This window comes from Plantactinospora sp. B5E13 (assembly GCF_039871775.1).
Classification (GTDB): domain Bacteria; phylum Actinomycetota; class Actinomycetes; order Mycobacteriales; family Micromonosporaceae; genus Plantactinospora.
Map to the genome: position 1 here is coordinate 89,148 of NZ_JBDPLT010000006.1, position 19,039 is coordinate 108,186.

Consider the following 19,039-nt stretch of genomic DNA (forward strand, 5'->3'; position numbering starts at 1 on the left):
ACCGGACCGGCTCACCTTCGGTTTTCGGCGGTCTCGTCGGAACCGTCGCCGGCCTTGGCCGGCGGGCGGCGCCAGGCCCCGGCCGCCGCGTGCAGTTCGCCGCCGTCCACCCCGATGGTGTTGCCGGTGATCCAGGACGAGTCGGTACGGGAGAGCAACACCACCGCCTCGCCCACGTCCTCCGGGCGGGTGAGCCGGCCGTGCGGGTTCGTGTCGGCGCCGTTGGCGACGAAGTCGGCGCTGCCGGGTATGCGGGTCAGCGCCGGGGTGACCGTGACCCCGGCCCGCAGCGCGTTGACCGCGACCCCGTCCGGGGCCAGTTCGCAGGCGAGCTGCCGGACGTGTGACTCCAGGGCGGACTTGGCCGCCGACACGGCACCGTAGGCGGGCAGTTTCTGGTGCACGCCGGCACTGGTCATCGCGTAGATCTTGGCGCCGGGCGGCAGCAGGTCGGCGGCCCGCAGGTCCTGCGTCCAGTAGACGAGGCTGTGCGCCATCACGTCCAGGGTCATCTCCAGCTGGCGCCGGGCGATCCCGTCGTCGTACCCCGGTCGGGGCAGGTACGGCACCAGGGTCCCGAACGCCAGCGAGTGCACCAGGATGTGCAGCCCGGCCCCCTCGGTCAACCTGGCGACCAGCGGGACCAGTTCGGCCCGGGTGGCCGGACTGGCCGCGTTCGCGTTCACGAAGTGCGCCTGGACGCCGTACCCGCGCAGTTCGGTCACGAGGTCGGCGACCCCGTCGGCCCGCTCGGCGGTGTCGAAGTGCAGACCGATCACGTGTACGCCCTCGCGGGCCAGGGCCAGGCTGATCGCCCGACCGATGCCGCTGGAGGCACCGAGGACCAGCGACCAACGGCCACGCAGTGGAACGATCACGATTCCTCCCGGATGGCTGGGGCGGCGACGGAGACCCGGACGACGGCGACGTTGCCCTCGGCGGTGGCGACGACAAGCCGGTGTTCGCCCGGTGGGCCGGCGAAGAGGCGGGCGGTCCGGAGCATCGGCGCCAGGCAGCCGGCGCCGACCGGTCGGGGTACCGGATTCACCCCGGTCAGCTCGGCGACCGCCGCCCCGACCGCGTCGGCCACCGGTGACCCGTCACCGAACAGCTCGACCGGGCTGGCCAGGGTGGCCGGGGTACCCGCAGTGGTCAGGTTGCCCGGGGTGGCCGGGGCAGGCCGGGGGGCGAGCCGGTCGAAGGCCCGGTCCAGCGCGGCGGTCAGCCGTACCCGGTCGGAGACGGCGGACGGCGGAACGAAGAGGGTCGCGGCCCGGAGACGACCGTGGCCGGGTCCGGCGGCGGCACCGGCCCGCTCCAGCACCAGCGCCACCGCGCCCTGCTCGGCGCCGTCCTCGGTGACCCCGACCAGCAGGGTGTCGCAGCGCCCCACAGCCAGGGCACGCCAGCCCGCCTCGACCGCCTCGAACCCGGCCACCCGGGGCGAGGTGAGCGTCAGGTGGAAGCCCTTGAGCTGGTGCTCGGCAACGAGTCGGGTACCCAGCACGTTGATCGCGAAGTACGGCGCCAGCGCCGGACTCAGTTCGGTGGCGTCGGCCCCGGTGACGGTCCGGTCCATCTCGGCGAAGAGCGGCTCCAGTCCGCCGTTGGTGGCCACCGCGGCACCCCGGCGCTCCGGCGGCAGCCGGTCGAGCCGTCCACCGTCGACGATTGCCCGCCGGGTGGCGGCGAGCAGGTACCGGGTCGCCGCCGGGGCATACCGGTAGCCGCGCCCGCCCAGCTCGGCCCGGGGGTCGAACCACGGCTCACCGGGCCGCCCCGGGGCGACCACGCCGATCCCGGTGACCACCACGTCCGGGGCCACCGCGCCGGTGGCTGGGGCCCCGGCGGGTCGGACGTCGCCGTCCGGCGTTGTCCGGGAAGACCCGACCGGGGCGCTCATCGCACACCGCCACCGTCGGCGGCGAGCACCACCGAGGCGTTGGTGCCGCCGAAGCCGTACGCGTTGACCAGCACCCGGTCGACGTCGAGCGCGGTGCCGGCACCGACCGGCAGCCGGACCGGGCAGGCCGGGTCCGGTTCGTCCAGCGGCACGTTCGGCGGCACCACCCGGTGCCGCAGGATCAGGGCGGCGGCGCAGGCGGCCAGGCCGGCGGCAGCACCCCCGGTGTGCCCGATCAGCGCCTTGAGGCTGTAGAGCGGCACCGACCCGGCGGCCGGGCCGAGCGCCCGGTGCAGCGCGCCGCTCTCCGTCACGTCGTTGAGCTGGGTACCGGTGCCGTGCGGCACCACACAGCCGACCCCGTCGTCGCCGGCCTCGGCCAACGCCTCCCGCATCGCCCGGGTGATCTGGTCACCGGCCGGCTCCGGCGCGGTCGGATGGTGGGCGTCGCAGCTCCAGCCGGTACCGGTCACCCGGGCGTAGCCGGTGCCGACACCCCGGGCCCGGGCGTGCTCCCGGGACTCCAGCACCAGCATCCCGGCGCCCTCACCGAAGACCGTGCCGGCCCGGTGCCGGTCGTAGGGCCGGCACCGGACCGGGTCCACCGCACCCAGCCGGTTGAAACAACCGAGCGCGACCCGGGAGTACGCGTCCGCCCCGCCGGCCAGCACCACGTCCACCTCGCCGCAGCGCAGCATGTCGACGGCGGTGCAGAGCGCGAACAGGCCGGCGGAGCAGGCGTTGGCGATGCTGGAGTTGGCGCCGATCCCACCGAGCCACGCCCCGAGATGGGTGGCGAGCTGGAAGGCCGGACGCCGGCCGGCGGTCCTCGACTCCGGGTAGCGGTCCGCCTCCCGCAGCCCGGCCTCGCCCATGCAACTGCCCACCACCACCCCGAACCGGGTCTGCTCCCGGCCGGTCAGTCCGGCGTCGCGCAACGCCTCGGCGGCGGCGGTCACCGCGAACTGCGCCGCCCGGCCCGGGTGTTCCGCCGGGACGTGGTCCTCGGGCACCAGGTAGATCAGCGGTAGCGCCATGTGCGCCAGCGGGTCCGCCGGCCGGTCCGGCAGCCGTACCCGGGCGTCGCGCATGGCCCGCCACAGCGCCGCCGCGCCGCGTCCGTGGCAGCTGACCGCACCGATCCCGGTGACGAGGACGTCGGTCACGGCCCTACTTGCCTTCCAGCGCGGCGTTCATCCGGTCGTCGAACGGCACCAGGTGCCAGTCCCGGCGGTTGTCGATGACCGCGTAGCCGTGGGTGATCCGACCGGTCGCCACCGGCACCAGCAGATCGTCCCGGACCGCGTAGCAGTCCATCCGGGCGGTGTAGGTCAGGCCCTTGAAGACGTCCTCGACGGTGAAGACCGTCCAGACGTCCTCCTCCATCAGCGCCTCGTCGAGAATGGTGATCCGGGAGTGCGGCACCACCGGAATCCAGTTCTGCTCGACCAGCAGGGTCCGGATCGAGACACCCCGGTCGGCCAGGAAGAGATCCACCACCTCCTCCATCAGCCGCAGATAGCCGGACATCTGCACCCGCTTGGTGAAGTGGCAGTACGGGTACGGGATCCGCCACTTCCAGGCGTACGCGTTGCGGCCCTCGGTGAGCGCCTCCCCCGGGTCCCGCCCGGTCACCCGGACCGGTCGCGGGGCGTCCGGCAGCGCCCGGCCCAGCTTCGGCACCGCATAGCCGGCGATCGGATCCGGCACCGGGTCGGCCGGCCCCGTCGTCGGGTCGTGCCGGAGGCTGACCCGCACCTTCGCGCTGGCCGCCCGGGTGTTGAGCGCGTCGGTCTTGCTCAGCACGACGGTGAAGGCCAGCTCGTCCGGCACCTTCGGGTCGCGACGCACCTCGGCGACCGCCACGTCGTCGATGTGGTACGCGTGCAGGATCCGGGTGTCGATGTCGACCAGGTCCACGCCGAGCGCGTACCGCTCGTAGAGCCAGCCCGGCGCCAGCCCGTTGCGGCGCAGGTGGTCGAGGACGGCCTCCTCGATCAGGTAGTTGACGTGCTTGAAGCCGATCCAGGTGCAGATGTTCGAGCCCTCGTAGCGCGGCCGGAGCTCCAGCCGGGTCGGCTCGGTCGCGGCCGGTGCGACAACCGGGTGGGCGGCGGTGACTGTGTTCATTCCAGCTCCGTGGATGGTCGGAAGGTGTCTGTGGTCGGGTGACTACAGCGTTTCGACGAACTCGTGCAGCAGGGCGGCGAACCGGTCCGGCTGCTCGGCCATGGCGAAGTGACCGCAGTCGTCGAACAGTTCGAACCGCGCGCCGGGTACCGCCCCGGCCAGCGTCCGGCCGTCGTCGGCACCGGCCGCGAAGTCGCGGTCCCCGGTGACCACCAGCAGCGGGTTGTGCACCCGGGTCAGGTCCATGAACGGCGTACGCAGGTAGAGGTCGAAGAACCGGACCCAGCCGTACGGCCCGACCCGCTCCCGCACCTGTCGCGCCATCGCCCGGCGTACGTCGTCGGCCAGCCGCCCGCCGGAGCCGACCCGCAGCCCCTCGTCGAGGATGGTGTGGAAGCCGTTGAGGTAGCCGGCGATGGTGCGCCAGTCGAAGGCGGTCGGGCTCGGCCGGTAGAACGGCGAGACCAGCACCAGGGCCACCGGTTCGTCGAGCTCGCCCCGACTGATCAGGTCCAGCACCAGGGTGGCGGCGAACGAGTGCGCCACCAGCAGGTCCGGTGGCCGGGGCAGGGCCCGTACCGCGTCCCGCACGTACCGGCCGGGGTCGGTCTCGTACGCCCAGCCGGCCGGACCAGCCCACGGCGGCGCGGCGGTCTCGACCTCCAGCCACCTGCCGGCCCGCTGCGCGAACGGCCGCCAGATGGCCGGGCTGCCGGCCAGTCCGGGCAGCAGCAGGGCCCGGGGCGGTGCCGACCGGACGGCGGTGAGCAGCCGGGTGTCGGAGCCCGGCAACGGCGTCACGGCGTACCCGCCGGGGTGAGGATCAACGCGGCGGCGGCGTCCTCGCCGCCCCGGTCGCCGGTGCCGGCGGTGGCCAACACCGCCTCGGTCGGGTGGTCGGCGAGCCAGGCCGCGCCGGCGGCGCACTGGAGCACGCCGAGTGCGCCGGAGCACTCGCCGAACCGGCGGGTCAGGTCGTCGACCCGGGCGGCCGGCGCGCCTTCGTCGGGCAGGACGCCAACACCGACCGGCCCGTCGTCCGGGGTGGCGGGGCCGTCCCCGGCGTGCGGGATGGCACCGGTGTTCGGCACCGGGGCGGGGCCGGGCGGATACCAGAGACCGACCGGTCGGGATTCGACCGCGCGGACCGCGGCCACCGCCGCGGCCGGCTCGGCCCGGCGGGCGTACGGCCCGAGGACGGCCCGGGGCTTCCCGCCCCGTTCCCGCACCGCGTCGGCCGACTCCAGCACCACCGCCGCCGCACCGTCGAGCAGCCGGGGCCGGGCGGCCGGGTCGCCACCCCCGACGACGTACCGGACCGGGTCGTTCACCGGTTCGACCCCGACGACCAGCGCGGCCCGGATCCGACCGGACCGGATCAGCAGGCCGGCCCAGAAGACCGCGTCGAGCCCGGAGGTGGCGCCGTTGCACAGCGTCAGGTTGGCGCCCCGCAGGCCGTGGGTGATCGCGAGCCAGGAGGCGGTCACGTTGCTGGAGGTGGCCGGCAGGGCCATCGGGCTGGTGCCGAGGTAGGTGTGTTCGGCGATGGTCGCGACCGCCTCGCAGACCGTGTCCACGTTGCCGTAGTTGGTGCTGACCACCACCCCCACCGACTCGCCCGGCACGGTGAGCAGGTCGTCGGCGAGCAGGCCGGCGTCGGTCAGCGCGTCCCGTCCGGCGAGCAGCGCCAGTTTGGTGGCCCGGTCCTTGTAGCGCATCCCCCGCCCGGAGAGCCGGCGGGTCGGGTCCGCCGGGCGGGCGGTGCCGTCCGGCGCGCCGCCGTCCGGCGTGGTGTCCGGACCGGCACCGCCGGTCGCCGGCCGCCCACCGCCGGGCGTACCGGCGAGCAGGTCGGCCACCGAGTCGAGGCCGACACCGACCGCGGCGAGACCACTGACCACCACGTCCACCTAGGCCACCTTCTCCAGTACCGCGACGGCGTTGAGGCCGCCGAACCCGAACGAGTCGACCTGCGCCACCCGCAGGGCGTCACCGGAGGCGACCGCGGTGTCCCGGACCAGCCGGAAGTCGGCGATCTCGTCGATCGGGTCGGTGATCCCGAGGGTCGGCGGCACCCGGCCGGCCCGTAGCGCGTGGGCGGCGGTGAGCAGACTGTGCAGGCCGGAGGCACCGGCGGTGTGCCCGAGCATCGACTTGATCGCGGTCATCAGCGGGGTGCCGGCGTGGCTGCCGAAGACGTCCCGGATCGCCTCCGCCTCCGCCTCGTCGTTCAGCGGCGTCCCGGTGCCGTGCAGCATCACCAGGTCGACCTCGGCCGGGCCCACTCCGGCCCGGCGGTGCGCCTCCCGGATCACCAGCGCGATGCTCTTGGCGTCCGGAGCCGAGGGATGGTACGCGTCGCAGTTGACCGCGACCCCGCGCAGCCGGGCCAGTACCGGGCCGGTGTAGCCGGCCTGCTCCCGGCGCAGCACGACCGCGGCCGCGCCCTCCCCCTGCAGCATGCCCCGGCGGTTGCGGTCGAACGGCCGCACCCGGTCCGGCGCCTCCGGGTAGCAGCGGTCCAACATCCCGTACGTGCTCTCGGTGATGGTGTCGGTGCCGGCCACCACCACCGTGTCGGCGCGTCCGGCGGCCAGCAGTTCCACCCCGAGGGCGAGGGTGTAGAGCGAGGCGGCGCAGGCGTTCGCCACGGTGTGCGTGTCGACCGCGCCGAACCGTCGGCGCAGGGCCGCGCCGAAGTGCAGGTGCCGTGGGTCGACCGGGGTCCGGTCCCGCCAACTGAGCTCCACCGAGCGCAACTCGCGCAGGGTGGTGCCGACCAGCACGGGGATGTCGCCGAGGTCCTCGTCGAGCCCGGCGTCCCGCAGGGCGGCGGCCACCGCCTCGAGCAGCCAGCGGGTGGCCCGCATCGGCTCGTCCACCCCCGGGGCCGGACGGTCGTCGATCTCGTACGCGTGGGTGGCCCGGAACCGGGAGGGGTCGAAGCCGCGCAGCGGGGCCAGGCCGCTGCGGCCGGCGCAGAGCGCCCGGTAGATCTCCCCGCTCTCCGCACCGGTGCTCGCCACCGCCCCGGCACCGCTGATCAGGACGCCGGGGTCGGCGCCCGGCCGGGTCATGCCGGACCGCCGGTCGGGTACCGGCCGAGGATGACCACCGCGTTGTTGCCGCCGAAGGCGAGCGCGTTGTTCTGCACCACGTCCAGCCGGGCGGGCCGGGCCTCGTTCGGTACGCAGTCCAGCCCGCACGCCGGGTCGGTCTCCACGTGGTTGACGGTCGGCGGGATGAAACCCTCGGTCAGCGCGATCGCGCAGGCGGCGGTGGCCAGCGCGCTGGCCGCGCCCATGGTGTGCCCGATCATCGCCTTGATCGAGATGGTCGGCGGTACGTCGGCGCCGAAGACCTCCCGGATCGCCCCGGCCTCGGTGACGTCGTTGGCCTTGGTGCCGGTGCCGTGCGCGGAGATGAAGTCCACGTCGGCGGCGGTGATCCCGGCGTTGCGGTGGGCCAGTCGGATACATCGGGCGATGCTGTCCCGGTCCGGTGCCACCGGGTGGTGGGCGTCGCAGCTGAGGCCGTAGCCGAGCACCTCGGCGTAGATCCGGGCGCCCCGGTCCAGCGCCGAGGAGAGGCTCTCCATCAGCAGCAGTCCGGCGCCCTCACCGGTCAGGATGCCCTTGCGGTTGCGGTCGAACGGCTGACAGAACTCCGGGGCGATGGTGCCCAGCCGGTAGAAGCCGGTGAAGGTCTTGCGGCACAGGGCGTCGGCACCGCCGCAGAGCGCCACGTCGACGTCACCGCACTGGATCGCGTCGAAGCCGTACCCGACGCCGTAGTTGCCGGCCGCGCAGGCGGTCGGGATGGTGACCGCCTCCACGTCGACCAGGCCGAGTTCGCGGACGATGCCGGCGGAGAGCCGGCCGGCCACCGCCCGCCGGGCGAGCACCGGATCCAACTGCCGGGGGCCGGCGGCGACCTGCTGGCCGACGAGTTGGTCGAGGTCGCGGGACTCGCCGTCGGTGGTGCCGACCGAGACCAGGGTCCGCCGGTCCCGCAGTCCGGCCGGGGTCAGGCCGGCGTCGGTGACCGCCATCCGGGCCGCCGCGACCGAGAACTGGCTCGCCCGGCCCAGTTCGTCGACCTTCTGCTCGTGGATCCAGCGGTCCGGCTCGAAGCCGGCCACCTCACACCCGTTGGCGTACGCGTAACCGCTGGTGTCGAAGGCGGTGATCGGCCGTACGCCGCTGCGCCCGGCCCGCAGCCCGGCGGTGAACTCGGGCACGCCGGTGCCGATGCTGGTCACCGCGCCGATGCCGGTGATGACGACCCGTCGGGCGGCCGGTTCGGCGTCGATCGAAGATCTGCTCATAAGAGTCCCCGCGGGCGTCCGGCCGCGATCAGCGCGCCGAGGCCTCGGTGACGACGGTGTAGACCCCCGCCAGGTTCACCATCCGGCTCAGCTCGGCCTGGTCGATCGTGATGTTGAGGCTCCGCTCCAGCGCGGCCAGGATCTCGATCGCCCGCAGCGAGTCGGCCTCGTGGTCCTCCTTGAACAGGCTGGTCTCGGTGACCTCCGACGGCTCGATCTCGAGGATCTCGCAGACGATGTCCTTGATCTGCCGCCGCTGCTCGTCGTCGAGGGTGACGGTCGGGTTCGCGCTGGTCATGTCGCCTCCGTGGGAATGGGTACGGGTGCGGTGCACCCCGGGACCGGGGTACCGACGACACTGAGCCTGGGATCGGTGGCTATACGTTTCCTATAGGCCGGCCGGGACACCGCCGGGCCACGCCGCCGCCTGCCGCGTCTACATCAGACGAGCCGGAGACACAAGCCCTCCCGGTTTCATGTGGTGAAACCTGCGGCATCTCCGTATCGGTTTCGCGAATCGCTGACCCCGGTTCGCCGTTCGTCGGGCCGGCGGCGGCGGGTCGGCTCCGGCGGGTCACCGCCGGGGCGGACGGATCGGCCGCCATCACCGTCACCAACAGCGGTTACGGGACGTTTCACGGTCACCGCGTCCGGATCACCGGGAACCGTCCACGGTCACCGGACCGCAACACCCGGCTAACCGGACGGACACCCTCTACGCACCGGACACAAGACCCTTACCGGTCGCAATTCATTTTGCTAATGACCGCATAAGCGTCCTCGGAGGACCGTCCGGGAGAACCGGTTGGCTACGCTGTCCCCGCCCGAGGGAAGCGACGGAAGGTCCTCGCGGAACCGCCTCCGGGAGCCGCGACGGATGCTTGTGAAAGCATCTCACATATCGCGCCGAAAGCTGGGGGGAAGTGACGTTTGTGCCCACAAATCAGGTCGTCCGAATATCCGACAACGTGTGGTTCCGCGCGTATCACCGGGTCGACAACCCGACTCTCCGGCTGATCTGCCTGCCACACGCGGGCGGGGTGCCGACCGCCTTTCGTGGATGGCCGCCACTGCTACCCGAGGGCGTACAGGTGCTCGCGGTGTGCTACCCCGGACGACAGGACCGGTTGGCCGAGGCGTGCATCACCACGATGGACGAGATGGCGGACCGGATCTGCGCGGCACTGCTGCCGTACGCGGACCGGCCACTCGCCCTGTTCGGCCACAGCATGGGAGCGGCGATCGCCCACGAGACCGCCGCCCGACTGGAGGCCCGGCACGGCGTCCGCCCGGTCGCCCTGTTCCTGTCCGGACGCCCCGCGCCGGCCCGAACCAACCACGGTGAACTGCACAGACAGGATGACCATGCACTCGTGCGCGAGGTACGCGCGCTCGGTGCGGCGGACGCCTCGGTATACGACAATCCGGACCTACGGGAGCTGCTGCTGCCCGCGCTGCGCGCCGACTACCGACTCATCGAGACCTACCGGCCGGACCGGCCGCCGACGGTGGGCACCCCGGTCTTCGGATACCTGGGCGACGCCGACCCGGCGTACCGGCCGGACGACATGGCGAGTTGGGCGGAGGTCACCACCGCCGGTTGCACGGTCCACGTCCTGCCGGGCGGGCACTTCTATCTGCACCCACAGGAAAGAAAACTTGTCAGTAATATAGCGAGCCACCTGGCCGGCATTACGGGCGGTCGCGCCGCTTGACGTCAGACGCACTATCGCCAGTGTCGGGTGTCCGATAGACCAGGACCGGCCGACTTCCGAAAATCGGGATGACCTTGACACCCGCACACGACGTCATTAGATTCGCGACAATCTATATTGCTTTATCGGGGGGAAAGCGATGCGGCGAACGGTACGCAGACAATTGATTAACCCGGGTGGAACTTCCACACGAGACGGACGACGGGTGCGACCGTCGTCACCGGCAGTGGACAGTGGGGTGATCGGCCATGCCGATCCGTCCGGTTGCTGAGACAACGGCGGCGACGGAGCGACAGCTGCGATTCGCCATCCTCGGCCCGGTGAAGGTCTTCGGCGACGACGGCGGCGAAGCCACCCTCGACGGCTCCAAACAGCGGACCGTGCTGACCGCACTGCTGCTGGCCCGCGGCGGGCTGGTCTCCGACGACCGGCTCAGCTCACTGCTCTGGGGCTGGCACCCGCCGAGCACGATCAACGCCCAGATCTACACCTACATCTCCCGGCTCCGGAAGTATCTCGGTCCGTCCGTCGAGATCGTCCGGCAGCGCCCCGGCTACTGTATGCGGATCGGCGGGGCCCGGTTCGACTACGACGAGTTCGAGCGGCTCAGCGGGCAGGGGCAGGCCGACCTCAGGGGCGGACGTTTCGAGACCGCGGCGGACCACTTCCGCCAGGCCCTCGCGCTCTGGCGGGGACCGGCCCTCGCCGACGTCACCGAGTACCTCGCCGACGCCGAACTGCCGCACCTGGAGGAGGCCCGGATGCTGACCCTGGAGGGTCGCATCGAGGCCGAGTTGGCGCTGGGTCGGCACCGACCGCTGGTCACCGAACTCAGCGCCCTGGTCACCGAGCACCCCATGCGGGAACGCCTCCGCGCGCAGCTGATGACCACCCTCTACCGGTGCGACCGCCAGGCCGAGGCACTCGCCGTCTACCAGGAGGGACGGCGGATCCTCGCCGAAGAACTCGGGGTGGATCCCGGCGCCACGCTGAACGCGGTCCACCACGCCATCCTCACCGGCGACCTCGACCGGGGACGGGCCGGCGGCGGCAGCCGGGATCCGGTCAGCGCGGTCTGGGCGGACACCGGACCCGCCATGCTTCCGCCGCGTACCGTCGACTTCACCGGCCGGGCCGCCGAGGTCTCGCACCTCACCGCCGCACTCCGGCCACCGGCGGCCGGGGCCGCCAACCTGCCGGCGCCGATCCTGATCACCGGTGCGGCGGGAGTCGGCAAAACCGCCCTCGGGGTGCACGTGGCCCACCTCGTCCGACGCGACTTCCCGGACGGCGAGCTCTACGTGGACCTGGACGGGATGGGCCCGCACCCGAAGAACCCGTTCGAGGTGCTCGGCTGGTTCCTGCGCGCCCTGGGCGTGCACGAACTGGCCATACCGTGCTCACTGGACGAACGGATCCAGCTCTACCGTAGCCACCTCGCCCGGCAGCGGACCCTGGTGATGCTCGACGACGCCGCCAGCGAGGTACAGGTACGTCCGCTGCTGCCCAGCGGACCGGGCTGCCGGGTCATCGTGACCAGCCGGACCCGGCTCTCCGCCCCACCCGGCGCCCAGGTGACCCGCCTGGAACCGATGGCGGCGGACGAGGCGCTCGGGCTGCTCCGCACGATCGTCGGCCCGCAACGGGTCGCCATGGAACTCCGTCCCGCCCAGCGGATCGTCGAACTCTGCGCCGGTCTGCCACTCGCGGTCCGGATCGCCGGAGTACGGATCGCCGCCAAGCCGACCTGGAGCTTCGACCGGTTCGCCGTCCGGCTGGCCGACCGGAGCCGCCGGCTGGACGAGCTACGCTGCGGCGAACTGGACGTACGCACCAGCCTCCACCTGTCGTACGAGCGGTTGGACGAGTTGAGCCGCCAGGCGTTCCGACAGATGGCCCTGCTCGACATCCCGGACTTCCCGGCCTGGGCCGCGGCCGCCATGCTCGGCCGGCCGGAACGCCGTGTGGAGGAGATCCTGGAGACCCTGGTCGACGCGCAGTTGCTGGAGGTCGGCCTGGTGTACCAGGGACGGCCCCGCTACCGGTTCCAACCGCTGGTCTCGGTCTTCGCCCGGGAGCAGGCGTTCCGGGAGGACAACCGGGAGCGGCGACGGATGGCGATCGACCGGGGCCTGGACGGCTGGCTCGGTCGCGCGCTGAAGGCCCGCAAGCTGCTCAGCGTTCCCGGGCTGGTCGGGCCGAGAGTCGGCTGGCCCGGCTCGTACGCCGAGTCGATCGCCGCGGAGACCGCCCGGAACTGGTTCGAGGGCGAGCGTGACGTACTGGTGGGCCTGCTGCACCAGGCCTCGGCCACCGGCCGGCACCAGGCTGCCTGGGACCTCGCGGACGTCCTGCGGTCGTTCTTCGACGTGACCGGGCTGGCCGAGGGGGCGATCGGTCGTCCGGCACCGAGCTGGTCCGAACCGGGTCGGCCGGCCCGGGCCGGCTGAGACCACCACCGCCGGCGGCCGGGCACCCCCGAGTCACCACTCGGGCGCCGCCCGTCGCCGGCGCCGTCGCGGCAGCACGCAGGTGGCCCGGACGGACCTCCCCGTCCGGGCCACCCACCGGTCGTACCTCGGCCCGCCGCGCGCGTCAGACCGCCCCGGACTCGGCCATCCGCCACCGCAGGCTCGCCGGGCGCATGTCGGTCCACACCTCGTTGATCCGGGCCAGGCACTGCTCGCGGGTGCCAACGGTCCCCTCGGCCCGCCAACCGGCGGGCAGCTCGCGGTCACTCCACCAGATCGAGTACTGCTCCTCCTCGTTGAGCACCACCCGGTACGTACTCTCGTTCTCCTCGTCGGCCATCCTGCCGCCTCCCTCGTGGTTCGGGCTGTTCCTCATGCCACCGGACCGGTGCCCGCCGCGGCGGGCACCTCACCGGGAAGAAATCCGGGTACGGAGACGCCGGCGCCGAGCCGACGCGCCGCGCGGAGTACGTGGTCGGCCAGCGCGATGTCCAGGGCGCCGAGGCCGAACGGGGAGAAGACCACGGGCAGGTCCGGTTGCCTCGGCACCGGCACGGACCCCACGATCAGCTGCCCGATGGTGGCGGAGACGAAGTCGCGACCGCCGGTGAGCTGCTCGGCCAGGTGCAGCGAGGTCCGCTCGCGCAGCACGTGGTCGACGTCGTCGACGACGTTCGTGGTCCGCAGCACCGCCTCCGGGTACACGTCCCGCAGCGAGACGTGCAGCACCGTGCTGCCGGGCCCGCACTCCGCGAGGTCCAGGTGCGGGTGCACCGCCGTGGTCGCCAACGAGACCAGCGGCTGCGCGGCGAGCGCCTCCGCCGCGTCACGGGCGACCCCGACACCGATCCCCGGTGCCACCTCCGGGCAGCGCCGGGCGAACTCGGCCGCCCGGTCGGGGTCGGTGTCGTAGAGCGTGGCCGAGGTGAGCGAGGGCAGCGCCACCCGGAGGAAACGCAGGATCTCCCGGTTGATCACGCCGCACCCGAACAGGGTCACCCCGCGCGGCGGCGCGGCCGAGGTGAGCAGGTCGGCGGCGAGGGCGGCACTGGCCGCGGTCCGCTTCGCCGAGATGACCGAGCCCTCGACCAGCGCCTCGGGACGACCGGTACGCATCGAGTTGACCAGGATCGCCGCGCTGGCGCGTTCCAGGCCCAGCGCCAGGTTCCCGGGAAACGACGAGATCCACTTCATCCCGGCGGTCGGCTCGGCGCCGCCGACGTACGCCGGCAGACCGATGATCCGGTTGCGTTCCGAGTCCGGGAAGCGCAGGAACGTCGAGAAGGGCACCGTCGTCCGCCCCTCCTCGTGCCGCCGGTACGTCTCCCGGACCAGGTCGAGAATCTCCCGCTCGGCCCCACCCAGCAGGGCCCGTACGTCGTCGTGTCCGAGGATCAGCATCCGTCCGCTCCCGCCGCCCGTACCGCCCCGACCGGGACCGGTGCGGGCTCCTTCCACAGGTGGCCGACCTCGCCGAAGTGCTGGTTGACCCAGGCGTCGGAGTAGATCGTGCCCAGGTAACGGTCGCCCCCGTCCGGAAAGATGAGGACACAGGTGGCGCCGGCCGGCACCCGTCGGATCAACCGGTCCAGCGCGGCCACGGTGGCCCCGGAGGAGCCGCCGGCGAGGATCGCCTCGCGCATCACCAGGCGCCGACAGCCGACCACACTGTCCAGGTCGCTGACGTGGATCACCTCGGCGGCGTCGGCCGGATCGAGCAGGGTGGGCCGGATCGAGGCGCCGTGTCCGGGCAGCAGCCGGCGGCCGGGCGGCTGTCCGAACAGGACACTGCCGACCGCGTCGACCGCCACCACCTCGGTCTGCAGCCGGTGCTCGCGTACGTAGCGGGCGCAGCCGCTGAGGGTACCGGTGGTGCTGGTGGCGCAGAGCAGGTAGTCGACCCGCCCGTCCAACGCCTCGTCGATCTCCCGCATGGTCTTCTCGTGTGCCCGGGGGTTCAGCGGATTGCCGTACTGGTTGGGCCAGTACGCGTGCGGCAGCTCGGCGAGCAGTTCCCGTACCCGGCGCATCCGCACCGGCAGGTACTCCCCGGTCAGCGGGTCGCGCTCGGTGACCACCTCCAGCTCGGCGCCGTACGCCCGCAGGATGTTGAGGTTCTGCTCGGTGGTCTTGGCGTCCACCACGCAGATGAACCTGAGCCCGAAGTAGCGGCAGATCTGGGCGAGCCCGATCCCCAGGTTGCCGGAACTGGACTCGACCACCACCGACCGGCCCGCCGCCAGCTCACCGGACCTGACCCTGTCCAGCAGCATGCTCAGCGCCGAGCGGTCCTTGATGCTGCCACCGGGATTGGCGCGTTCGAGCTTGGCGAAGACGCGGGTGTCGGTGTCCGGGTACAACCGACGCAGTTCAACAAGTGGTGTGTTCCCGATCGTCGCGAGAATTCCGTCTAGCGGTTGTGTCGCCACAGGCCTACCCCTCAGCACTGCCGGGTCCGGTCGACTCCGACGCGAAGGCCCATCCCGCTGGTTCATAAGCCACAGCCATGGGCCGATTCGATCCTGCGATCGGCGCCTATCGCGCTTCTATATCCGGCCGTCGGGGGCTCAGCGCCCGGCCAGCACCCCGCTGAGGTGCCCGGCCAACGCGTTGACGGTCGGGTAGTCCCAGGGCAGGGTCTGCTCCACGACGAGGCCGTACCGCTCCTCGATGTCGCCACAGAGGGTGAGCGCGTACACCGAGTCGAGCCCGAGTTCCACCAGGGGGGCGTCCGGGTCGATCTCGTCGGCCGGCCGTTCCAGGTAGAATGCGACCCGCTCGGCGAGCCACCCGGCCACCGCCGGGGTGCTGGAGATGGTGGTGTCGGACATGGCGCTGACTCCGTTCGGTGAGGGGCCGTTCAGCCGGCGAGCCGCCGGTCGGCCAGGTCGAGCGACCGGGCGTCGGCCACCCGGTCGGACAGTTCGGCGCAGAGCCGGCGGTACCGCTCGGCGTCCGCCCCGGTGCTCCACCGCTGCCCGCCGTCGGCGCCCAGCCGGTCTGCCAGCCGGGTCAGCGCGGTGACCAGCCAGGTCGGTTCGGCCAGAAACGAGGCCGCCGGCGCGTGCCGCCAGACACCGACGCAGGCGGCGGCGGCGAGCAGCACGGTGTAGCGGGCGGCGAGCGCGAAGCCGGGTCGGCCGGCGGTCACCGTCCGGTCCCGGGGCGGCAGGGCCAGGGCACGGTCCCGCAGTCGGTCCAGCTCGGCGACGAAGATCCCGGTGAGCCGGTGCGGCTCCCCCGTCCCGGCCAGTTCCCGGTGCGCGGCGCGCAGGTCGGCGCAGACGTCGTCGCGGCGGGCAGTGAGCTGCAGGCCGGCGAAGTCGAGGGCCGGCAGCGGTTCCTCCCACCGGTACAGCTGATCCGATACCTCCCCCGGCCCGTCCCCCGCCTGTCGGGCCAGGACCGGCAGCGACGGGATGATCGAGGCCAGGCAGACCGCGGAGCTGGCGTGGGCCAGGGTCACCACCGGCAGGTCACGCAGGTGCTTCTGGAAGATCGCGTAGTCGCCCTCGCGCAGGTAGCCGCGCGCCCCGAGCACCACCGAGAGCTGGTACGCCGCGTCCTGCAGCAGTTTCGGCACCAGGTACTTGACCGCCGGGGCGAGCACCGGGGCCTGCTCCGGCAGCACGTGCAGCGCCCGGACGGCCACCGTGGCCAGGCAGTCGGCGACCAGCAGGTCGGCGAAGGCCCCACCCAGCACGGCCCGGGTCTGCGGCAGGTCGGCCACCGGAGCGCCGTAGAGCCGACGGTCCAGCGCGAACCGGGTCACCGTCCGCAGCATGGTGTCCAGCGAGCCGACCACCATGCCGGGCAGCACGCTGCGGGTCACCTGGAAGCCGCGCAGCACCGTCTCGATGCCGGTCCCCGCCTCGCCGAGGACGGCGTCCGGGGAGACCGGGCAGTTGTCGAAGGCCACCCCGCCGAGCTGGCAGCCGCGTACCCCGGAGGTGGGGTACCGGGGGCCGAAGGTGACCCGGTCCGGTGGCAGCGTCGACCGGTCCAGCAGCAGGTGCGAGTGGCTGCGGCTGCCAGGGCGGTCGTCGGTCCGGGCGAACAGCAGCAACAGGTCCGCCCGCGCGACGTTGTTGACCAGGTCCTTGCGCCCGGTCAGCACCAGCCGGCCGGCCTGCGCCCGGGCGGCGAACTCGGCCCGACCGAAGTCGGTGCCGTGCGGCAGCTCCGTGTAGCAGGCCGCGGCCCGACCACCGGCGAGCAGCAGCTCGGCGAGCCGGGCCCGCTGCGCGGGCCGCCCCGAGGTCCACACCGGAACCGAGGCGATCAGGCTGGTCAGCCCGTACCCGATGGCGAGTGCGCTGTCCCGGCGGAAGACCGCGCGGAGCCGGCGCATCAGGTGGTCCGCGCCGACGAGCCGTCCGCCCAGCGCCGCCGGGACGAACTCCGCGTTCAGTCCGTGGTCGTGCAGGGCCCGCTCCCCCGCCGTGGAGAGTTCGCCCCGCTCGTCGGCGGCGACCAGCGCGGCGTACCCGAGCGGGTTGGCGGTCTGCGTCGGGTCACCGAGCAGCAGTTCCAGGTCGGGCCCGGCCGGCGGTTGCCGCACCGGCGTCGGCGGCGGGGTCACGGCGTCCCCTCCCCCGGCCCCGCGCCGGTCTGCTCGCCGAGCCGGCAGGGCAGCACCGAGAAGAGCCGGTGGTCGCGGTGCTGGGCACGCAGCCACGGCAGCAGGCGGTCGTACAGCTCGCCGTCGGCGAACTGACGGTCCAGGTCCGGTGCCAGGTCGTCGAGGAGCCGGGACAGCGCCGCCCGCAGCCAGAGCGCGTCGGCCCAGAGCCCGGCGGTCGGACCACCGATGCTGGACCGGTTGTGCCACCACAGCCGCAGGCAGGCGGCGACGGCGTAGCAGGTCGCGTACCGCTGGGCCAGGTCGAACGCCTCCGCCGGCACCTGGCGGGCCGCCGGCCGGTACGCGCCGATCCGGGCATGCAGCTCGTCCACCATGCCGCGGACCTGCGTGAGCTGCCCGAGCAGCCCGTCCGGCAGCCCCGCGTCGGCGGCCATCTCGTCGAGCAGCGCCGGCAGCCCCTGCACCAGGCTGCACCCGGTCCGCGAGGTGAGGGCCAGCCGCGACGGCTCCAGGGTGGGCAGTGCCGCGTCGAGGGTGGCGGCGGCGACGAGCCCGGGGTCGACGGTGCCGGTGGCGTACCGGCGGGCCAACTGCGGCAACTGGTTGATCAGGGCGTTCAGGTTGACCGTGGTGTTGCCGTCGAAGATGCCGACGATCCGGTGGTCCCGCTGGGTCTTCTGGAAGCCGCCGTCGGCGAACCCCTCGGTCAGCATGGCCCGGGCGCCGAGCACCTGCCCCAGCTCGGCGACGGTCCGGTCGGTCCGGGTCGGGACCAGGTACTTCACCACCGCCGAGGCGACACTCAGCTCCCCGGGCAGCGCCTGGATGCCCCGGGTGGAGACCAACGCCACCGCCTCCGCCACGAAGCCGTCGGCGTACGCCTCGGCGAGGGTGCGGCCGGCGTGCGGCAGGTCGACCAGCGCCCGGCCGTACAGCCGGTGTGCCACCGCGAAGTCGGTGGCGATCCGCAGCGCCCGGTCGGCCAGCCCGAGCGACATACCGGCACAGAGCGTACGGGTGATCTGGAAGCTCTTCAGCGCGATCTCCAGGCCGGTGCCGGGCGGCCCGACCACCGCGTCGGCCGGCACCCGGGCGTCGTGGAACCCGATGCCGCTGATGTTCGCGCCCCGCACCCCGTGGGTCAGCGCGTCTGGCAGGCACCGGTACGCCCCGGCCGGCAGCGCCTCCTTGTCGACCAGGAGCAGGCTGAAGCCGCGCGCCCCGCCCTTCGGGTCGGTACGGGCGAGCAGACAGATCCAGCGTGCCCGGGTGGCGTTGTTGATCAGCCACTTCTCGCCGTCGACCCGGTAGCCGCCGTCGTCACCGGGCGTCGCGGAGACGTCGCCGGCCAGCAGGTCGCTGCCGTGTGCCCGCTCGGTCAGCGCGAACGACACCACGGCGCCCCGGGACACCTCACCGGCCAGCCGGCGGGCCTGCTCCGGCGTCCCGGCGAGCCACACCGAGACCGCGCCCAGGTAGGTCTTGCAGTGCGCGATCGTCAGGGTCAGGTCCCGCCGGGACAACACCCGGATCACCTGCAGAAGCTGCTCGGAGTCGGCCTGGTCGCCGCCGAGCGCGGCCGGTACGTAACTGCGGGGCAGGCCCAGCTCGTCCAGCCTGCGGCAGGCCCGGTCCGGGAACCCGCCCCGCTCGTCCAGCGCCACCGCGCCGGCGTAGGAGAAGATTCCGGCCGGGTCGCGCGGATCGCCGAGCGCCCGCTCGAGCCGTTCCATGCCGGCGTGGTGACGGTCGACGGCGCCGGCCCGGCTGACGTCGGGGTCGGGACCGCCGGCGGCGTGGTGGTCGGGGCCGCCGGCGTGCCGGCTGTCCGGCCCACGCCGGCGGTCCCGTGAGGACGTACCGTCACGGGACCCCGGGGTGTCGTGCCGCAGGTTGATGGCGGACACC

Annotated in this window: 17 protein-coding genes; 2 read left to right on the top strand and 15 right to left on the bottom strand. The window is 73.1% G+C overall.

The features are described from left to right. Positions 1 to 11: 11 nt before the first annotated feature. From ABGB05_RS07905 to ABGB05_RS07945, 9 genes are read right to left on the bottom strand one after another with little or no spacing between them, the layout of a single operon-like run. Positions 12 to 878 carry an SDR family oxidoreductase gene (locus ABGB05_RS07905; RefSeq protein WP_347652530.1) on the bottom strand — a complete coding sequence of 289 codons (867 nt, stop codon included), beginning with the start codon at positions 876 to 878 and terminating at the stop codon, positions 12 to 14. Continuing rightward, the gene (locus ABGB05_RS07910) at positions 875 to 1,903 is read right to left on the bottom strand and encodes a beta-ketoacyl synthase N-terminal-like domain-containing protein (RefSeq protein ID WP_347652531.1); all 1,029 of its coding nucleotides are present in this window, start codon (positions 1,901 to 1,903) and stop codon (positions 875 to 877) included. The genes ABGB05_RS07905 and ABGB05_RS07910 overlap by 4 nt, the downstream gene beginning before the upstream one ends. Further along, on the bottom strand, positions 1,900 to 3,069 hold the full coding sequence (locus ABGB05_RS07915) for a beta-ketoacyl synthase N-terminal-like domain-containing protein (RefSeq protein ID WP_347652532.1): 1,170 nt from the start codon (positions 3,067 to 3,069) through the stop codon (positions 1,900 to 1,902). Before ABGB05_RS07915 ends, ABGB05_RS07910 begins: the two co-directional genes overlap by 4 nt. Positions 3,070 to 3,073: 4 nt before the next feature. Beyond that, positions 3,074 to 4,033 (bottom strand): thioesterase, encoded by a 960-nt coding sequence (locus ABGB05_RS07920; protein WP_347652533.1) that lies wholly within the window; start codon positions 4,031 to 4,033, stop codon positions 3,074 to 3,076. Between the two features lie 42 nt (positions 4,034 to 4,075). Next, positions 4,076 to 4,834 carry an alpha/beta fold hydrolase gene (locus tag ABGB05_RS07925; RefSeq protein WP_347652534.1) on the bottom strand — a complete coding sequence of 253 codons (759 nt, stop codon included), beginning with the start codon at positions 4,832 to 4,834 and terminating at the stop codon, positions 4,076 to 4,078. After that, a complete protein-coding gene (locus ABGB05_RS07930; protein ID WP_347652535.1) occupies positions 4,831 to 5,943 on the bottom strand; it encodes a beta-ketoacyl synthase N-terminal-like domain-containing protein in 1,113 nt (370 codons plus the stop codon). The genes ABGB05_RS07925 and ABGB05_RS07930 overlap by 4 nt, the downstream gene beginning before the upstream one ends. After that, on the bottom strand, positions 5,944 to 7,110 hold the full coding sequence (locus ABGB05_RS07935) for a beta-ketoacyl synthase N-terminal-like domain-containing protein (protein ID WP_347652536.1): 1,167 nt from the start codon (positions 7,108 to 7,110) through the stop codon (positions 5,944 to 5,946). It abuts the gene before it with no gap. Continuing rightward, positions 7,107 to 8,360, bottom strand: coding sequence for a beta-ketoacyl-[acyl-carrier-protein] synthase family protein (locus tag ABGB05_RS07940; protein ID WP_347652537.1), 1,254 nt, complete (start codon positions 8,358 to 8,360; stop codon positions 7,107 to 7,109). The genes ABGB05_RS07935 and ABGB05_RS07940 overlap by 4 nt, the downstream gene beginning before the upstream one ends. A gap of 28 nt (positions 8,361 to 8,388) precedes the next feature. Next, positions 8,389 to 8,658, bottom strand: coding sequence for an acyl carrier protein (locus ABGB05_RS07945; protein WP_347652538.1), 270 nt, complete (start codon positions 8,656 to 8,658; stop codon positions 8,389 to 8,391). A gap of 634 nt (positions 8,659 to 9,292) precedes the next feature. Between ABGB05_RS07945 and ABGB05_RS07950 the strand changes: the two genes are divergently transcribed. Together ABGB05_RS07950 and ABGB05_RS07955 are read left to right on the top strand one after the other, a co-directional pair. After that, positions 9,293 to 10,075 (top strand): alpha/beta fold hydrolase, encoded by a 783-nt coding sequence (locus tag ABGB05_RS07950; protein ID WP_347652539.1) that lies wholly within the window; start codon positions 9,293 to 9,295, stop codon positions 10,073 to 10,075. A 248-nt stretch (positions 10,076 to 10,323) separates the two neighbouring features. Beyond that, on the top strand, positions 10,324 to 12,525 hold the full coding sequence (locus ABGB05_RS07955; protein WP_347652540.1) for a BTAD domain-containing putative transcriptional regulator: 2,202 nt from the start codon (positions 10,324 to 10,326) through the stop codon (positions 12,523 to 12,525). Between the two features lie 145 nt (positions 12,526 to 12,670). Here ABGB05_RS07955 and ABGB05_RS07960 read toward each other — a convergent pair whose 3' ends face one another. The 6 genes from ABGB05_RS07960 to ABGB05_RS07985 all read right to left on the bottom strand — a co-directional run bounded on the left by ABGB05_RS07960 (position 12,671) and on the right by ABGB05_RS07985 (position 19,038). Further along, a complete protein-coding gene (locus ABGB05_RS07960; protein ID WP_347652541.1) occupies positions 12,671 to 12,886 on the bottom strand; it encodes an MbtH family NRPS accessory protein in 216 nt (71 codons plus the stop codon). Positions 12,887 to 12,918: 32 nt separating this feature from the next. Continuing rightward, on the bottom strand, positions 12,919 to 13,947 hold the full coding sequence (sbnB, locus tag ABGB05_RS07965) for a 2,3-diaminopropionate biosynthesis protein SbnB (RefSeq protein WP_347652542.1): 1,029 nt from the start codon (positions 13,945 to 13,947) through the stop codon (positions 12,919 to 12,921). Then, positions 13,941 to 14,951 (bottom strand): 2,3-diaminopropionate biosynthesis protein SbnA, encoded by a 1,011-nt coding sequence (gene sbnA / locus ABGB05_RS07970; protein WP_347652645.1) that lies wholly within the window; start codon positions 14,949 to 14,951, stop codon positions 13,941 to 13,943. The genes sbnB and sbnA overlap by 7 nt, the downstream gene beginning before the upstream one ends. Before the next feature lie 162 nt (positions 14,952 to 15,113). Beyond that, positions 15,114 to 15,377 (bottom strand): acyl carrier protein, encoded by a 264-nt coding sequence (locus ABGB05_RS07975; protein ID WP_347652543.1) that lies wholly within the window; start codon positions 15,375 to 15,377, stop codon positions 15,114 to 15,116. Positions 15,378 to 15,406: 29 nt separating this feature from the next. Beyond that, entirely contained in the window at positions 15,407 to 17,128 is a 1,722-nt protein-coding gene (locus ABGB05_RS07980) for an acyl-CoA dehydrogenase family protein (protein ID WP_347652544.1), read from the bottom strand. Continuing rightward, positions 17,125 to 19,038: an acyl-CoA dehydrogenase family protein gene (locus ABGB05_RS07985; protein WP_347652545.1), complete on the bottom strand. Its 1,914-nt coding sequence runs from the start codon at positions 19,036 to 19,038 to the stop codon at positions 17,125 to 17,127. The genes ABGB05_RS07980 and ABGB05_RS07985 overlap by 4 nt, the downstream gene beginning before the upstream one ends. Between the last annotated feature and the right edge of the window lies 1 nt (position 19,039).